The following is a 12,107-nucleotide window of genomic DNA, read 5'->3' on the forward strand; positions in this document are numbered from 1 at the left end:
CTCTCCGGGCTCAACTCCGACGGACCCGATCACCACTCAGACGGCGCAAGCGCACCCCACCCCCGCAGGACTCCCCCGCTACACCCCCACCGGATGCCCCACCTCCCCTCCGGACCGCTACGCTGAGCCCTCCCCAGTGTGATGATCTGCCATCAGAGGACGTGGCCATGACGACAAGTCAGGACATCCCGGGCCAGGACCGGCCCGACAACGACCCCGCCGAGCTGAGCCAGTGGGAACGTTTCGGCGTCGACACCACCGCCCCGCACTCCGCACGGGTGTACGACTACTGGCTGGGCGGCAAGACCAACTTCCCGCCGGACCGCGCCATGGGGCAGGCCATCGAGGAGGCCGTGCCGAGCGTCAAGGAGATGGCCAAGGCGAACCGCGCCTTCCAGGGCCGGGCCGTCCGCCACCTCGCCCGGGAGCACGGCATCCGCCAGTTCCTCGACCTCGGCACCGGCATCCCCACCTCGCCGAACACCCACGAGATCGCCGAGGCGGTCAGCCCCGGCACCCGGGTGGTCTACGTCGACAACGACCCGATCGTGCTCGCCCACGCCCGCGCCCTGATGGTGTCCAGCCCGGCCAGCCGGACCACCTACATCCACGCCGACCTGCGCAAGCCCGAGGAACTGTTCGCCGATCCGGCGCTCACCGCCACCCTCGACCTCACCCAGCCGGTCGGCCTGCTGATGATCGCCGTCCTGATGCTGATCGCCGACGAGGACGACCCCTGGGGCCGGGTCGCCGCGCTGCGCGACGCCCTGCCGGCCGGCAGCTGCATCGCCCTCACCACCCCCACCCAGGACTTCGACCCGGAGGCCGTCGGCAAGGTCACCGAGGCGGCCCGGGCCGGCGGGATGACCCTCGTCCCGCGCACCCGCGACGACGTCCTGCGCTTCTTCGACGGCTGGGACCTGGTCGAGCCGGGCCTGTCCCCGGTCCTCGCCTGGCGCCCGGACGGCGAGCCGCCGGCCGACCCGAAGGCCGCGTACTACTGGGGCGGCGTCGCCATCAAGCGCTGACCCACCAGGCGCTGCCCCATCGAACGCCGACCCATCGAGCGCCGACCGGGGCCGGCCCCACCCGAGGGCCCGGCCCCGGCCCGGGTGGGGCGGACGGACGCCCGAGCGAACGGGCCCCACCGCCGCCCCACCCGCAGGCCTCACTTCAGCAGCCGCGACAGCCGACGGTCCGCCAGCGGCTTGCCCCCGGTCTGGCAGGTCGGGCAGTACTGCAGCGAGGAGTCCGCGAACGACACCTCGCGCACGGTGTCCCCGCAGACCGGGCACGGCAGGCCCGTCCGGCCGTGCACCCGCAGCCCCAGTTTCTTCTCCGCCTTCAGCTCCCCGGCCGCCAGCCCGCGCGAGCGCTCCACCGCGTCCCGCAACGTGGCGCCGAGCGCCTGGTAGAGCTGTGCCGTCTCCTCCCCGGTCAGGCTGGACGCCAGCTTGTACGGGGACATCCGGGCCGCGTGCAGCACCTCGTCCGAATAGGCGTTGCCCACCCCGGCCAGCACGCTCTGGTCCCGCAGGACGCCCTTGAGCCGGCGCCGCTCACCGCTCAGCAGAGCCGCGAAGTCCGCCAGGGTGAAGTCCGGGTCCAGCGGGTCCGGGCCCAGCCGGGCCACCCCGGGCACCTCGGCCGGGTCCTTCACCACGTAGACCGCGAGGCCCTTCTTCGTCCCCGCCTCGGTCAGGTCGAAGCCGTCGCCGGCCTCCCCGGCCAGGCGCAGCCGCAGCGCCAGCGGGCTCCTCGGACTCGGGCGCGGCGGCTCGGCGGGCAGGCCGTCCTTCCAGCGCAGCCAGCCGGCCCGGGCCAGGTGGACCACCAGGTGCAGCCCGCCGGCCTCGATGTCCAGGAACTTGCCGTGCCGGGTGACCGAGCCCACGGTCCGCCCCTCCAGCGCGGTGATCGGCGGGTCGTACGTCTTCAGCGCGCTGATCGCCACCGGCTGCGCGCGGGCGATGACGCGCCCGGTCAACCGCTCGGACAGGAAGGCGCTCAGCGCCTCGACCTCGGGCAGCTCCGGCATGCGCCCAGTCTCCCGCAGCCCCGCGCCCACCGCCCGCCCGAACCCCGCCTCCTGCCCGCGGCCCGCCTCCCACCCGAGCCGCACGCGTTGCCCGGCCCCACCCGTTGCCCGACCCCCGCCCGGGGAGCAGGCTTGTACTAACCCCCCTCCACGGAGCACCGTGATGAGCACCCTTGAGGAACAGATCGACATCGACGCCCCCGTCCTCGCCGCCTGGGAGCAGCTGCACCGGGTGCACGAGTACCCGCAGTTCGTCGACGGCGTCCGCAGCGCCCATCCGCACGGGCGGAACCTGGCGCACCTCGGGGTGCGGTTCGGCAGCGCCGATCGGGAGGTCGACACCGAGATCACCGACCGCGGCCGGGGCCGGGTGATGTCCTGGCGGACGCTCGACGGGATCCCGCTGCGCGGCACGTTCGCGCTGCTGCCGCTGGACGCCCGGCACACCCGGCTGCAGATCCGGGTGGAGTACGACCCGGAGGCGGTGCACGAGGCGTTCGGCGGACCGCGCGGCTTCGCCCAGGCCGGGGCGATCGAGCGGACCGTCCGTGGCGACCTGAAGCACTTCCGGGAGCTGGTGGAGGCGCGGGTGAGCTCGGCGGGCACTCACCCGTAAGGACCGGATAAGCCCAGCTCAGTGCCGGTGGTGAGGCTCTTCACAGCGGACCTTCGGCCCGACCGTTTCGCTTTCAACCTGTGGCAGACTCGGATGCCATGAGCATCGGCCCGGTCACCAGGACGCTCCGCGCGGCGGTCTTCGCCGCGCTGCTCGTGCTGCTCGCCGGACTCGGCCAGGTGCTCGTCACCGGCCGCTCGCTGCCGGTCGGCACGATGGCCCTGGCCTCCGTCGCCGTGTTCGCGGTGGCGTACGCGCTGGCCGGCCGCGAACGCGGGTACCCGGCGGTCGCGGCGGTGTTCCTGCCGCTGGAGCTGGGCGTCAGCGCACTGTTCGACCTCGCCCAGACCGCCTGCCCGTCCCTGCCGCCCGGTGCCGCGCACGGCTTCCAGCCGCTGCTGTGCGGCGGCGGCTCGCTGGGCGGGTTCCTGCTCGGCCACGGCGTCTCCCAGCAGGTCGGTGTCCTGCTGCTCCTGCTGTTGCACGCCGCGATCGCGCTGTCCGGCGCGTTCTGGCTGCGCCGCGCGGACGCCGCGCTGGCCGGCCTCGCCCGCACCGTCCGGATGCTGGGCGACTTCCTGCACCGGTACCTGCCGGCCGCCGCGCGCTGGCTGCGGCTGCTCGTCGCGCCCGTCCCGGCCCGTCCGGTGGCGCGGGTGCCGTTCCCCCCGGCCAGCCGGACCCTGATCCCGGCCGAGGACGTCGTCGTCCGCCCGGCCGTCCGGCGCGGTCCGCCGGCGCTCGCCCTGGCCTGCTGAGCAACGCGCGCCTCCGAGCGCCGTTCCCGGCCGGTCCTCTCGCCGCGCGCCCCGCGCGCCCGCACCCCCGCACGCCCGAGAGCACAGGACGACACTCCATGAGCAACACCCGCAAGACCACCGGCAGGACCTCCGCCACCGACCGCATGCGCGCCGCCCGCGCCCAGGCCGAGCGCTCCGACCGGATCCGCCGCCGGGTCGTGGTCGGCGGCGCCTCCGCCGCCGTGCTCGCCCTGGTGGCGGGCGTGGCCTTCGCCGTCAGCGGCTCCTCCGGCTCCACGGACGCGGCCACGAACGGCCCGCTGGTCGTCCCCGCCAACGCGAGCGGCACCGACGGCACCGTGATCACCTACGGAAAGGCCGACGCCCCGCACACCCTGGAGGTCTACGAGGACTTCCGCTGCCCGTTCTGCGAGCAGTTGGAGACCACCACCGGCAAGGCCATCCAGCAGCTCGCCGACGCCGGCACCTTCAAGGTCGAGTACCACCTGGCGACGTTCCTGGACAAGAACCTCGGCGGCAAGGGCTCGCGCACCGCGCTGGCCGCCGCCGGCGCCGCGCTCAACGAGGGCGTGGACAAGTTCAAGCAGTTCCACGACGTGCTCTACGCCAACCAGCCCGACGAGCGCACCGACGGCTTCGGCGACGTCAACCACATTCTCGACCTGGCCGGCCAGGTGCCCGGCCTGAAGACCGACGGCTTCGTCAAGGCCGTCCAGGACGGCACCTACGCGCCGTGGGCGGCCCGGGTGAACGAGGAGTTCAACAAGAGCGACGTCACCGGCACCCCGACCGTGAAGCTGGACGGCAAGAAGCTGGACGTCCTCACCGGTGGCAAGGCGGTCTCCCCCGAGCAGTTCACCGCGATGGTCAAGCAGGTGACCGGATGACGACCGCCGCCCCCGCCGTGCGGACCTACGGCTCCGGCCGCCCGTTCGCCTGGCTGCTGCTGATCGGCGGCGCGGTCGGCCTGTTCGCCTCCTCGGTCCTCACCCTGGACAAGATCCGGTTGCTGGAGGACCCGTCCTACGTCCCCAACTGCAACATCAACCCGATCATCAGCTGCGGGTCGATCATGCGCAGCGACCAGGCCGAGGCCTTCGGCTTCCCCAACTCGCTGCTCGGCCTGATCGGCTTCGCGGTCGTGATCGCGATCGGCGCCGGACTGCTCGCGGGCGCCGCCTACCGGCGCTGGTTCTGGCTCGGCCTCCAGGCCGGGACGGTCTTCGGCATCGGCTTCGTGACCTGGCTGATGTACCAGGCGCTCTACCGGATCGGCGCGCTCTGCCCGTACTGCATGGTGGTCTGGGCCACGATGATCCCGCTGTTCTGGTACACCACCCTGCACAACCTGCGCTCCGGGATCATCCCCACCGGCCGCGCCCTGCGCCCGGTCGTCCGCGAGGCGGCCCGCTACCACTGGGTCGTCCCGGCCCTCTGGTACGCGGTGATCGCCCTGCTGATCCTCAACCGGTTCTGGTACTACTGGAGCACCCTGATCTGATCGCCGTCCGCCGCCCCCACCCCCGGGGGGCGGCGGACCATCCTCCGCCCGAGGCCGCCCATGCGACGCAGGATCGTCCTCTTCATGTCCGTCTCTCTCGACGGCTACTTCGAGGGCCCGGACCACGACCTGGGCTGGCAGCTCGTCGACGACGACCTGCACACCCACTTCAACCAGGAACTCGCCCGGATGGGCGGCTTCCTCTCCGGCCGGGTCACCCACGAGCTGATGGCCTCGTTCTGGCCCACCGCCGACCGGGACCCGGCCAACGCCGGCCCGATGGCCGAGTTCGCCGCCATCTGGCGCGAGATGCCGAAGACCGTCTTCTCCCGCACCCTCCGGCACGCCGACTGGAACACCGCCATCGCCCGCGAGGTCACCCCCGAGGCGATCGCGGCCCTCACCACCGCCCCCGGCGGCGACCTCGCCCTCGGCGGCGCCGACCTGGCCGCGTCCTTCCTGGCCCACGACCTGGTCGACGAGTTCCGCCTCTACGTCCACCCCGTCGTCCTCGGCCGCGGCACCCTCCTGTTCCGCCCCACTCCCCACCCCGTCCCGCTCGCCCTGACCGGCACCCGCCGCTTCGCGAGCGGCGTCACCCTGCTGCACTACACCCGGGCCGGGACGGCTCCTTCGGCAGTCCCGTGAGCCCGCTGACGGCGGCGGTGCCCGAGCAGCCGGCGAGGAAGCCCGCCCGGGACCGGGGTTCGGTCGGTCTTAGACCGCGTCGAACACGAACTCCTCGACCTCGGCGAGGAGTCGGGCCCTGCGCTCGTCGTCGATGAAGGAGGCCCGGAAGGAGTTGGCGGCGAGGCGGCGGAGGGTCTCCTGGTCGAGGGCGAGGGCCTGCCGGACGGCCTGGAAGTTGTCGTCGACGTAGCCGCCGAAGTAGGCCGGGTCGTCGGAGTTGACGGTGACCAGCAGGCCGGCCTCCAGCATCTCGCGCAGCGGGTGGTCGACGAGGGTGTCGATGCAGCGCAGGCGGACGTTGGAGAGCGGGCAGAGGGTGAGCGGGATCTGCTCGCGGACCAGGCGGGCGACCAGGTCGCCGTCCTCCAGGCAGCGCAGGCCGTGGTCGATGCGCTCGACGCCGAGGACGTCCAGCGCCTCGGTGATGTAGGAGGCCGGGCCCTCCTCGCCCGCGTGGGCGACGCGGTGCAGCCCGGCCTCGGCGGCCCGCCGGTAGACCTCGCGGAACTTGGCCGGCGGGTGGCCGACCTCGGCGGAGTCGAGGCCGATGCCCGCGATCCGGTCGAAGTAGGGGCGGGCGGCCTCGAAGGTCTCCAGCGCGGACTCGGCGGATTCGTCCCGCAGGAAGCACATGATCAGCCGGGTGCTGATCCCGTACCGCTCCTCGCTGCGCGCCAGCGCCCGGGCGAGCCCGTCGACCACCACGCCGAGCGGCACGCCGCGCGCGGTGTGCGCCTGCGGGTCGAAGAAGATCTCCGCGTGCCGGACGCCCTGCTCGGCCGCGCGGGCGAGGTAGGCGTCGGCGAGGTCGGCGAAGTCCTCCTCGGTGCGCAGCACGGCCATCAGCGCGTAGTACAGGTCCAGGAAGGACTGCAGGTCGCTGAAGGAGTACGCCGCACGCAGCTCCTCGGTGCCGGCGTAGGGCAACGTGACGGCGTTGCGGGCGGCGAGGGCGAAGGCGAGTTCGGGCTCCAGGGTGCCTTCGATGTGCAGGTGGAGTTCGGCCTTGGGGAGCGGCATGGGGGATCTGTCCGAGCTGTAGGGGGTGGGGGCGAAGCGTCCGGAGATTCATCCTACGAGCTGTTCGATCACGACCGGCCCGGACGAGCGGGTCGCGGAGGGCGGGCACGTCGCTCGCGGAGGCCGGGCCGGTCGTGAAGGGTGCACGGCTGGGGTGTACCGGCCGGGGGCAGCGGGCAACCAGTGGGAGGGGGCTTCCGTCGAGGAGGTACCGAGATGCGGTACATCGACCCGCACGTCCGGCCCGAGGGCGTCTCCCCGCACGCCCTGGGCAACGACACGCTGCTGCACGAGCTGGAGCAACTCCACCGCACCCGCCACGAGACGTTCCTGTACGGCTCGGACGAGGCGCTGAAGCGACACACCCTGCGCACGGGGCAGCTGGAGGCCGAGTATCTGCACCGTTTCCCGGACCGCCTGGTGACGGCCGGGCGGACCAGGGCCGGTGCCCGGGCCCGGGAGGCGGCGGCCCGGGTGGAGTCGCTGCCCGAGTAGCTGCCCGGGTAGTCGCCCGGGTGGAACCGGCTCCCGGCGGGACACGCCGGGCTGTGGTGGCGTGCCCGCGGGCGGGCTGTCGGAGAGGGTGAGAGGCGCAGACGCACCGGACCCCGACCCCCTGGGAGCCCCGCATGCCCATCGCCAGCGTCAATCCCGCGACCGGCGAGATCCTGGAGACCTTCGAACCCCTCGACGCGGCCGGCGTCGAACAGCGGCTGGCCCGCGCCGCGGCCGCGTTCCACGGCTATCGCACCACCCCCTTCGCCGCCCGCGCCGACCTGCTGCGCCGGGCCGCCGACCTCCTCGACCAGGACCTGGAGGCGATCGCCCGCACGATGACCGAGGAGATGGGCAAGCCGCTCGCCGCCTCCCGGGCCGAGGCCGCCAAGTGCGCGAAGGCGATGCGCTGGTACGCCGACCACGCCGAGGCGCTGCTCGCCGACGAGCACCCGGCTCCCGCCGACGTCGCCGACTCCGGCGCCGCCCGCGCCTACGTCCGCTACCGCCCGCTCGGGGCGGTGCTGGCCGTGATGCCGTGGAACTTCCCGTTCTGGCAGGTGATCCGGTTCGCCGCGCCGGCCCTGATGGCGGGCAACGTCGGCCTGCTCAAGCACGCCTCCAACGTGCCCCGGACGGCGCTGGCGCTGGAGGAGCTGTTCCGGCGGGCCGGCTTCCCGGAGGGCTGCTTCCAGACCCTGCTGATCGGCTCGGGCGCGGTCGAGGGCGTGATCCGGGACCGCCGGGTGGCCGCGGTGACGCTCACCGGCAGCGAGCCGGCCGGGCGGGCGGTCGCCGCTACCGCCGCCGACGAGGTGAAGAAGGCCGTCCTGGAGCTGGGCGGCAGCGACCCGTTCGTGGTGCTGCCCAGCGCCGACCTGGACGCGGCGGTGCGCACCGCCGTCCGGGCCCGGGCGCAGAACAACGGCCAGTCCTGCATCGCCGCCAAGCGCTTCATCGTGCACACCGACGTCTACGAGCGCTTCACCACCGCGTTCACCGAGGCGATGCGGGAGCTACGCGTCGGCGACCCGATGGACGAGGCGACCGACGTCGGCCCGCTGGCCAGCCGCCAGGGCCGGGACGACCTGGAGGAACTGGTCGAGGACGCCCGCACCCACGGCGCCCGGGTCGAGTGCGGCGGCGGGCGCCCGGAGGGCTGGGACACCGGGTACTTCTACGAGCCGACGGTGCTGACCGGCATCACCCCGGCCATGCGGATCCACCAGGAGGAGACCTTCGGCCCGGTCGCCACCGTCTACCGGGTCGCCGACCTGGACGAGGCGGTGGCGCTCGCCAACGACACGCCGTTCGGGCTCAGTTCCAACGTCTGGACCCGGGACGAGGGCGAGCAGGAGCGCTTCGTGCGCGACATCCAGGCCGGCGGGGTGTTCTTCAACGGGATGACCGCCTCCCACCCGGCGCTGCCGTTCGGCGGCGTCAAGCGCTCCGGGTTCGGCCGGGAGCTGTCCGGGCACGGGATCCGGGAGTTCTGCAACGTCACCACGGTGTGGATCGGCTGAGCGCCCCCGGATCCGCCGGACGCGAGCGGCGCAACCGGCACGGCCGGGTCAGGACGCCATCCGGTGCCTGCCCCGGCCGGGAGTCATCCAGCGGGCGACCACGCCGACCAGGGCGAGGAGGGTCGCGCCCCAGACGATGGCCATCAGCACCAGCATCGGCAGCCAGCTCACCTGGGCGCCGACCATGGCCAGGCCGAGCGAGAGCGCGACCATGAACACCACGGCGGTCGGATTGAGGCTGAGCAGCCAGTGCCAGGCCCGCTGGGCCGGGCCGAGGTGCTGCGGGGTGTCGGGGTCGGTGTCGAGTTCCTTGTAGGTCAGCAGATCCATCGGGATCGCCTCCGGGTTCTCGGGGGGCTGCCGGATCCGCGGGGCTCAGGAGGCCTTGCGCGGAGCCGTGGACTTTCCGGTCGTGGACTTTCCGGTCGTGGTCTTCCTCGCCCCGGCGGCCCTCTTGGCGGCGGGGGCGGCGGCTTCTGGGGCAGGCCCGGAGGCGGCCTCCGCCGACGCGGTGCGCTTCTTCGCCGGGGCGCGCCTGCGGGGCGCGGGCCCGTCCTCCTCCGGCCCGGATCCGGCGGCGGTGGCCCGCCCGCCCTTGGCCTGCTTGAGGCTGCTGCGCAGCGCCTCCATCAGGTCGATCACGTTGTCCGGCGCCTCGCCCGCCTCCTCCTCGTGCGGGAGCTCGACGCCCTCCAGCCGGGCCGTGATCACCTGCTGCAGGGCCTGCTGGTAGTCGTCGTGCAGCTGGGCGAGGTCGAAGTCCTCGGAGAGGGTGTCCATCAGCGACCGCGCCATCTTGAGCTCCTGCGGCCGTACGGTGACGTCCTCCTCGGGCGCGATGCCGGCCGCCGGGCGGACCTCGTCGGGCCAGATGCAGGTCTGCAGCACCAGCGTGCCGTCGTGCACCCGTAGCACCGCGGGCGATTCGCGGGTGCGCAGCGCGATCTTGGTGACGGCGATCTGCCCGGACTCGGTGAGCGCGTCGCGCAGCAGGGCGTACGGCTTGGCGGCGGCCTTGTCGGCGACGCCCACGTAGTAGGCCTTGGAGAACATCAGCGGGTCGATCTCGCCGGCGTCCACGAAGGCCAGCACGTCGATGATCTTCTTGCTGGGCAGCGGCAGGTCGGCGAGGTCCTCGTCGGTGAGCGTGACCGTCCGGCCGTCGGGCGACTCGTAGCCCCTGGCGATCTCCCCGTACGGGACCTCCTTCTCCTCCTGCTCGCAGTACCGCTTCATCCGCACCCGTCCGCCGTCCTTGGCGTGCACCTGGTGCAGCGGGACGTCGTGTTCCTGGGTGGCCGAGTAGAGGTGGACGGGGATGCTGACCAGCCCGAAGCTGATCGTCCCCTTCCAGGTGGTCTGCATGGGGTCGCTCCTTCCCGGAGGTTCCCGCCCGACGGGGCGTCCCCGCACCGGGGACGTGCCGAGAATCCCACTGTGCCCGGGTTTGCCCCGATCGGCCACACCGGGCCGACAATGAGCCGAGGAGGTCGATGCGGATGACCGTCCGAAGCCGTGGGCAGGACGCGCCACCGCCTCCGGAGCGGACCGTGTACCGGGTGGTCTACGCGGTACGGGGCGAGGCCGGCGTGCGGCGGGCGGAGGTCGCGGTGCTGCCCGGGTACTCGCAGGAGGGCGACCTCCCCCGGATCCTGGCGGCGCGCCTCACCGGCCGGCCGACGGACGCGGCGCGGATCACCCTCCTCGACGTACGCGAGTGCTGAGCGTGAACGCACGGGCGACGCGAGCCGCCGCCGGGCCCGAAGTGCCGCCAACCCACTGTCGCTGCGTCAGATTTGAGCTTTTCGCACTGCTTGTCCACCCCCCTGACCTGGCCTTTCGTGTCCGGTGAGCGAACAGTTACCGAAGTGCTGTTCCGATAAGCGGCCAAAGAAGTTAGGTTGCACCGCAATGCGCGGGTCCGTCCCCCACCCTCCGGCGCGACGAGCCGAGGGAAACGCCGCGCGGGAAAGGCACAGGGCACCTTTGATGAGTGCGGACACCACCAAGCCGCAGGTGGCCCCCCAGGGCGGCCACCACGCGGGACCGCCCGGGCACGGCGGCGAAGGCCATCTGAAGGCCGGGCTCAAGAACCGCCACCTGTCGATGATCGCCATCGGCGGGGTGATCGGCGCCGGGCTGTTCGTCGGCTCCGGCGCGGGCATCGCCTCCACCGGGCCGGGCATCCTGCTCTCCTACACGCTGGCCGGGGTGCTGGTCGTGCTGGTGATGCGGATGCTCGGCGAGATGGCGGCGGCCGACCCGCAGAGCGGCTCGTTCTCGGCGTACGCGGACCGCGCGCTCGGCCGCTGGGCCGGGTTCACCATCGGCTGGCTGTACTGGTTCTTCTGGGTCGTGGTGCTCGCGGTGGAGGCCACCGCCGGTGCGAAGATCCTGAACGCCTGGATGCCCGGCGTGCCGCAGTGGGCGTTCGCGCTGATCGTGATGGCGGTGCTGACCGCCACCAACCTGTTCTCGGTGGCCTCCTACGGCGAGTTCGAGTTCTGGTTCGCCGGGATCAAGGTGGTGGCGATCGCCGCGTTCCTGGTGATCGCCACGCTCGCCGTCTTCGGCCTGCTGCCCGGCACCCACGCGGTCGGCACCAGCAATCTGACCGGCCACGGCGGCTTCCTGCCGCACGGCGTGGGCGCGGTGTTCACCGGCATGCTCACGGTGGTCTTCGCCTTCATGGGCAGCGAGATCGTCACCCTCGCCGCGGGCGAGTCGGAGGACCCGGAGCGCGCGGTCAGCAAGGCCACCAACAGCGTGATCTGGCGCATCGGCATCTTCTACCTGGGCTCGATCCTGCTCGTGGTCACCCTGCTGCCGTGGGACTCGGCCGCCGTCAAGGGCAGCCCGTACGTGGCGGTGCTGGAGCACGTGGGCATTCCGGGCGCCGGCCAGGTGATGAACGTGATCGTGCTGACGGCCGTACTGTCCTGCCTCAACTCCGGGATGTACACGGCCTCCCGGATGGCCTTCTCGCTCGGCCAGCGCGGGGACGCGCCCAAGGCCTTCGCGACCGTGACCAACCGGGGCGTGCCGCGGGTGGCCATCCTCTCCTCGGTGGTCTTCGGCTTCGTCGCCGTGTTCTTCAACTACACCTCGCCGGACACGGTGTTCGCGTTCCTGCTCAACTCCTCCGGCGCGGTTGCGCTCTTCGTCTGGCTGGTGATCTGCTTCTCCCAGCTGCGGATGCGCCGGATCATCGAGCGGGAGACTCCCGAGCGACTGACCGTCCGCATGTGGCTGTACCCCTACCTGACCTGGACGGCCATCGGCATGATCGGGTTCGTGGTGGCGTACATGTTCACCGACTCCGACGGGCGCAAGCAGATGTACCTGTCGCTGGCCGCCGCGGCGATCGTGCTCGCGGCCTCGGCCGTGGTGGGCCGCCGGCGGCGGGCCGCGGTGGCGGCGGAGTCCTGACCCGTCCGCGCCGCGGCGGTGCCGGGCCCGGGAG

General features: G+C 72.8%; 14 protein-coding genes. 10 read left to right on the plus strand and 4 right to left on the minus strand.

The genetic code is table 11. The features are described 5' to 3' along the window. Positions 1-167: 167 nt before the first annotated feature. Positions 168-1,028 (plus strand): SAM-dependent methyltransferase, encoded by an 861-nt coding sequence (locus tag ACIO5E_RS27110; RefSeq protein WP_400672505.1) that lies wholly within the window; start codon positions 168-170, stop codon positions 1,026-1,028. A gap of 140 nt (positions 1,029-1,168) precedes the next feature. Here the strand turns inward: ACIO5E_RS27110 and ACIO5E_RS27115 are convergent, their stop codons facing one another. Continuing rightward, positions 1,169-2,038 (minus strand): Fpg/Nei family DNA glycosylase, encoded by an 870-nt coding sequence (locus ACIO5E_RS27115; RefSeq protein WP_400672507.1) that lies wholly within the window; start codon positions 2,036-2,038, stop codon positions 1,169-1,171. A gap of 163 nt (positions 2,039-2,201) precedes the next feature. Between ACIO5E_RS27115 and ACIO5E_RS27120 the strand changes: the two genes are divergently transcribed. The 5 genes from ACIO5E_RS27120 (at position 2,202) to ACIO5E_RS27140 (ending at position 5,564) form a co-directional block, all read left to right on the plus strand. Next, the gene (locus ACIO5E_RS27120) at positions 2,202-2,654 is read left to right on the plus strand and encodes an SRPBCC family protein (RefSeq protein ID WP_400672510.1); all 453 of its coding nucleotides are present in this window, start codon (positions 2,202-2,204) and stop codon (positions 2,652-2,654) included. Between the two features lie 98 nt (positions 2,655-2,752). Then, the gene (locus ACIO5E_RS27125) at positions 2,753-3,412 is read left to right on the plus strand and encodes a hypothetical protein (RefSeq protein WP_400672512.1); all 660 of its coding nucleotides are present in this window, start codon (positions 2,753-2,755) and stop codon (positions 3,410-3,412) included. Between the two features lie 98 nt (positions 3,413-3,510). Continuing rightward, positions 3,511-4,302, plus strand: coding sequence for a DsbA family protein (locus ACIO5E_RS27130; RefSeq protein WP_400672515.1), 792 nt, complete (start codon positions 3,511-3,513; stop codon positions 4,300-4,302). Next, positions 4,299-4,916, plus strand: a complete 618-nt coding sequence (locus ACIO5E_RS27135) for a vitamin K epoxide reductase family protein (protein WP_400672518.1) — start codon at positions 4,299-4,301, stop codon at positions 4,914-4,916. The genes ACIO5E_RS27130 and ACIO5E_RS27135 overlap by 4 nt, the downstream gene beginning before the upstream one ends. Before the next feature lie 84 nt (positions 4,917-5,000). Further along, entirely contained in the window at positions 5,001-5,564 is a 564-nt protein-coding gene (locus ACIO5E_RS27140; RefSeq protein ID WP_400328764.1) for a dihydrofolate reductase family protein, read from the plus strand. 69 nt (positions 5,565-5,633) lie between these two features. Here ACIO5E_RS27140 and ACIO5E_RS27145 read toward each other — a convergent pair whose 3' ends face one another. Further along, positions 5,634-6,626, minus strand: a complete 993-nt coding sequence (locus tag ACIO5E_RS27145; protein ID WP_400672521.1) for an adenosine deaminase — start codon at positions 6,624-6,626, stop codon at positions 5,634-5,636. 216 nt (positions 6,627-6,842) lie between these two features. Between ACIO5E_RS27145 and ACIO5E_RS27150 the strand changes: the two genes are divergently transcribed. Beyond that, entirely contained in the window at positions 6,843-7,121 is a 279-nt protein-coding gene (locus ACIO5E_RS27150) for a DUF6158 family protein (protein ID WP_280685048.1), read from the plus strand. 134 nt (positions 7,122-7,255) lie between these two features. Next, positions 7,256-8,644, plus strand: coding sequence for an NADP-dependent succinic semialdehyde dehydrogenase (locus ACIO5E_RS27155; RefSeq protein ID WP_400672524.1), 1,389 nt, complete (start codon positions 7,256-7,258; stop codon positions 8,642-8,644). A gap of 48 nt (positions 8,645-8,692) precedes the next feature. Here ACIO5E_RS27155 and ACIO5E_RS27160 read toward each other — a convergent pair whose 3' ends face one another. Then, positions 8,693-8,974: a hypothetical protein gene (locus ACIO5E_RS27160; RefSeq protein ID WP_280685050.1), complete on the minus strand. Its 282-nt coding sequence runs from the start codon at positions 8,972-8,974 to the stop codon at positions 8,693-8,695. 45 nt (positions 8,975-9,019) lie between these two features. Further along, the gene (locus ACIO5E_RS27165) at positions 9,020-10,009 is read right to left on the minus strand and encodes a Ku protein (RefSeq protein ID WP_400672527.1); all 990 of its coding nucleotides are present in this window, start codon (positions 10,007-10,009) and stop codon (positions 9,020-9,022) included. A 134-nt stretch (positions 10,010-10,143) separates the two neighbouring features. On the opposite strand from ACIO5E_RS27165, the gene ACIO5E_RS27170 reads away from it, so the two are divergent. After that, entirely contained in the window at positions 10,144-10,368 is a 225-nt protein-coding gene (locus ACIO5E_RS27170; protein ID WP_400672530.1) for a hypothetical protein, read from the plus strand. A gap of 265 nt (positions 10,369-10,633) precedes the next feature. After that, complete coding sequence (locus ACIO5E_RS27175; protein WP_400672533.1) at positions 10,634-12,073, plus strand: amino acid permease; 1,440 nt, start codon at positions 10,634-10,636, stop codon at positions 12,071-12,073. Positions 12,074-12,107: the final 34 nt, after the last annotated feature.

This window comes from Kitasatospora sp. NPDC087314 (genome assembly GCF_044744365.1).
Taxonomy (GTDB): Bacteria; Actinomycetota; Actinomycetes; order Streptomycetales; family Streptomycetaceae; genus Kitasatospora.

Bases quoted from the DNA above. Each gene is read 5' to 3' on its own strand.
- ACIO5E_RS27125 (WP_400672512.1), top strand. From the start codon at position 2,753: ATGAGCATCGGCCCGGTCACCAGGACGCTCCGCGCGGCGGTCTTCGCC.
- ACIO5E_RS27165 (WP_400672527.1), bottom strand. From the start codon at position 10,009: ATGCAGACCACCTGGAAGGGGACGATCAGCTTCGGGCTGGTCAGCATC.
- ACIO5E_RS27120 (WP_400672510.1), top strand. From the start codon at position 2,202: ATGAGCACCCTTGAGGAACAGATCGACATCGACGCCCCCGTCCTCGCC.
- ACIO5E_RS27140 (WP_400328764.1), top strand. From the start codon at position 5,001: ATGTCCGTCTCTCTCGACGGCTACTTCGAGGGCCCGGACCACGACCTG.
- ACIO5E_RS27160 (WP_280685050.1), bottom strand. From the start codon at position 8,974: ATGGATCTGCTGACCTACAAGGAACTCGACACCGACCCCGACACCCCG.
- ACIO5E_RS27135 (WP_400672518.1), top strand. From the start codon at position 4,299: ATGACGACCGCCGCCCCCGCCGTGCGGACCTACGGCTCCGGCCGCCCG.
- ACIO5E_RS27170 (WP_400672530.1), top strand. From the start codon at position 10,144: ATGACCGTCCGAAGCCGTGGGCAGGACGCGCCACCGCCTCCGGAGCGG.
- ACIO5E_RS27115 (WP_400672507.1), bottom strand. From the start codon at position 2,038: ATGCCGGAGCTGCCCGAGGTCGAGGCGCTGAGCGCCTTCCTGTCCGAG.
- ACIO5E_RS27130 (WP_400672515.1), top strand. From the start codon at position 3,511: ATGAGCAACACCCGCAAGACCACCGGCAGGACCTCCGCCACCGACCGC.
- ACIO5E_RS27110 (WP_400672505.1), top strand. From the start codon at position 168: ATGACGACAAGTCAGGACATCCCGGGCCAGGACCGGCCCGACAACGAC.
- ACIO5E_RS27155 (WP_400672524.1), top strand. From the start codon at position 7,256: ATGCCCATCGCCAGCGTCAATCCCGCGACCGGCGAGATCCTGGAGACC.
- ACIO5E_RS27175 (WP_400672533.1), top strand. From the start codon at position 10,634: ATGAGTGCGGACACCACCAAGCCGCAGGTGGCCCCCCAGGGCGGCCAC.
- ACIO5E_RS27150 (WP_280685048.1), top strand. From the start codon at position 6,843: ATGCGGTACATCGACCCGCACGTCCGGCCCGAGGGCGTCTCCCCGCAC.
- ACIO5E_RS27145 (WP_400672521.1), bottom strand. From the start codon at position 6,626: ATGCCGCTCCCCAAGGCCGAACTCCACCTGCACATCGAAGGCACCCTG.